This is a genomic window from Kitasatospora sp. NPDC053308, assembly GCF_055585785.1.
The window spans coordinates 1-2,876 of sequence record NZ_JBVJJY010000059.1; the positions used below are offsets into that span (position 1 = coordinate 1).

Below are 2,876 nucleotides of genomic sequence, written 5' to 3' on the forward strand. Positions count from 1 at the left end.
GGCCGCCCCCGTCTGGGGCCTCGTCCGGGTGGCCCAGGCCGAGAACCCGGACCGGATCACGCTGGCCGACGTGGACGACGCGTCCGCCGCCGAGGCCGCGCAGTGGCTGCGAGCGGGTGTGGCGTCCGGCGAGCCGCAGTTCGCGGTGCGCGCGGGCGAGGTGCGGGTGCCCCGGCTGGTGCGGGTGCCGTCCACGCCCGTCCCGGCCGGGACCGAGGAAGTCCGAGCCGGCACCGTGCTGGTGACCGGCGCGTCGGGTGCCCTCGGCGGTCTCGTCGCCCGACACCTTGCGGCGACCGGACGGGCCGGGCGGCTGCTGCTGGTCTCGCGTCGTGGCATCGATGCCGCCGGGATGCCGGAACTCGTCGCCGAGCTGAAGGAGTTGGGTGCCGATGTCAGCGTGGCCGCCTGTGACGTGGCCGACCGTGACGAGCTGGCCGGGGTCCTGGAGGGTGTGCCGCTGACGGGTGTCGTCCACGTGGCGGGAGTCCTGGACGACGGGGTCGTCGCCGCGCTGACCCCGGAGCGGCTGGCGGCGGTCATGCGTCCGAAGGTCGACGCGGCGTGGCACCTGCATGAACTGACGAATAGTCGTGACCTGGACACCTTCGTCCTGTTCTCGTCGATCGCCGGCGTGATCGGCAACGCGGGCCAGGCCAACTACGCGGCGGGCAACACCTTCCTGGACGCGTTGGCCGCCCATCGACGGCACGCGGGCCTTCCCGCCGTGTCGCTGGCGTGGGGGCCGTGGGAGCACGGCATGGCCGGCGAACTCACGGACGCCGACCGTCGGCGGATGGCCCGCCAGGGTATGCGTCCGCTGTCGGACGCGCGCGGGCTCGCAGTCCTGGACGCGGCCGCCGGCCGGCCCGAGGCGCTGCTCGTGGCGGCCGAGCTGGACCTGCCCGCGCTCCGCCGCTCCGGCGACGTCCCCGTGCTCCTGTCCGGCCTGGGGCGCGGCTCGCGTGCCGGCGGGTCCGCCCGGCGATCGGTGGCGGAGCGCGGTGTCGAGGGGTGGAACGCGCCGGCCGCCCGGCTGGCCGCGCTCGGCCCGGACGAACAACGCGAGGGCGTGCGGGAGTTGGTCCTGTCGCAGGCCGCCCTGGTGCTGGGCATGTCCGGACCGGGCAGCCTCGACGCGGACCGGTCCTTCCGGGACGTCGGCTTCGACTCGCTCACCGCCGTCGAACTGCGCAACCGCCTCGGCAACGTCACGGGCCTGCGCCTGCCGGCCACGGCGGTCTTCGACTACCCGAGCCCGACCGCCCTGGCCGACTTCGTGGCCGGGGAGCTGTTCGGGTCGGTCGCCGAGGAGCCGGGCAGCCTCTCAGCCTACTCCGGACTCGACAGGCTCGAAGCGTCGCTCACCGAACTCCTGGGCGACGAGACCGCCCGGGCGCGGGTCACGGCGCGGCTCAAGGACATCCTCTCCGTGCTGAGCGACACCGCCGGACCCGGCGAGGGCGACGACGACGGTGTCTCGGTCGCCGACAAGATCCAGTCGGCCAGCGACGACGACATGTTCGACTTCATCGACAAGCAGCTCGGGCTCTGAGTACGTCGCCGTACCAGCGTGCGAAATGAGGAAGGCGTCCATTCGGATGGCGAACGAAGAGAAGCTCCGCGACTACCTCAAGCGGGTCACCACCGACCTTGCCCAGACCCGGGAGCGCCTGCGCGAGGTGGAGAGCCGACAGCAGGAACCCGTGGCCATCGTCGGGATGGCGTGCCGGTTCCCGGGCGGTGTGTCGTCGCCGGAGGAGTTCTGGGAGCTGGTGGCGTCGGGCAAGGACGCGATCGGTCGTTTCCCGACGGACCGCGGCTGGCCTGAGGACCTGGTCGACCCGGACCCGGACGCCCTCGGCAAGAGCGTCTCGGGCGAGGGCGGATTCCTCTACGACGCGGGGGAGTTCGATGCGGAGTTCTTCGGGATCAGCCCGCGCGAGGCGGTCGTGATGGATCCGCAGCAGCGGCTGCTGCTGGAGGCGTCGTGGGAGGCGTTGGAGGACGCGGGAATCGATCCGACGGGGTTGCGGGGCAGCGCGACCGGTGTGTTCGCGGGGCTCTTCTACCACGACTACCTGCCGTTCCACCCGGTGCCGGAGGAGGTCGAGGGGTACCTCGGCACCGGGGGCATGGGATCGGTCGTCTCGGGGCGGGTGGCGTACGCGCTGGGTCTGGAGGGGCCGGCGGTGACGGTGGACACGGCGTGTTCGTCGTCGCTGGTGGCGCTGCACCTGGCGTGCCAGTCGTTGAGGTCGGGTGAGAGCTCGCTCGCGCTGGCCGGCGGTGTCACCGTCATGTCGACGCCCGGGACGTTCATCGACTTCTCGCGGCAGCGCGGCCTGGCGGCGGACGGTCGCTGCAAGGCGTACGCGGAGTCGGCGGACGGCACCGGCTGGGGCGAAGGCGTCGGCGTCCTGGTGCTGGAGCGCCTGTCGGAAGCGCGCCGTCGCGGACACAAGGTGCTCGCGGTGGTGACCGGCACGGCGGTCAACCAAGACGGCGCGTCGAACGGTCTGACGGCACCGAACGGCCCCTCCCAACAGCGGGTGATCCGTGCCGCGCTGGCCGGAGCCGGGGTCGGTGCCGACGGTGTCGACGTGGTCGAGGGGCACGGGACGGGGACCCGGCTGGGGGACCCGATCGAGGCCCAGGCGCTGCTGGCGACCTACGGCCAGGAGCGTCCGGCCGACCGGCCGCTGCTGCTCGGGTCGGTGAAGTCCAACATCGGCCACGCCCAGGCCGCCGCCGGCGTCGCGGGCGTCATCAAGATGGTGACCGCGATGCGGCACGGGATCGTGCCCGCGACGCTGCACGCGGACGAGCCGTCCTCGCGCATCGACTGGGAATCGGGTGCGGTCCGGCTGGTGACC

The 2,876-nt window shown here is 73.1% G+C and carries 2 protein-coding genes; both read left to right on the top strand.

The window, feature by feature from the left end:
* Positions 1-1,555, top strand: a 1,555-nt coding sequence (locus ACZ6Y7_RS37900) for a type I polyketide synthase (RefSeq protein ID WP_465762537.1), incomplete at its 5' end; no start/stop codon positions are given.
* 46 nt (positions 1,556-1,601) lie between these two features.
* On the top strand, positions 1,602-2,876 hold a 1,275-nt coding region (locus ACZ6Y7_RS37905), incomplete at its 3' end, for a beta-ketoacyl synthase N-terminal-like domain-containing protein (RefSeq protein WP_465762538.1).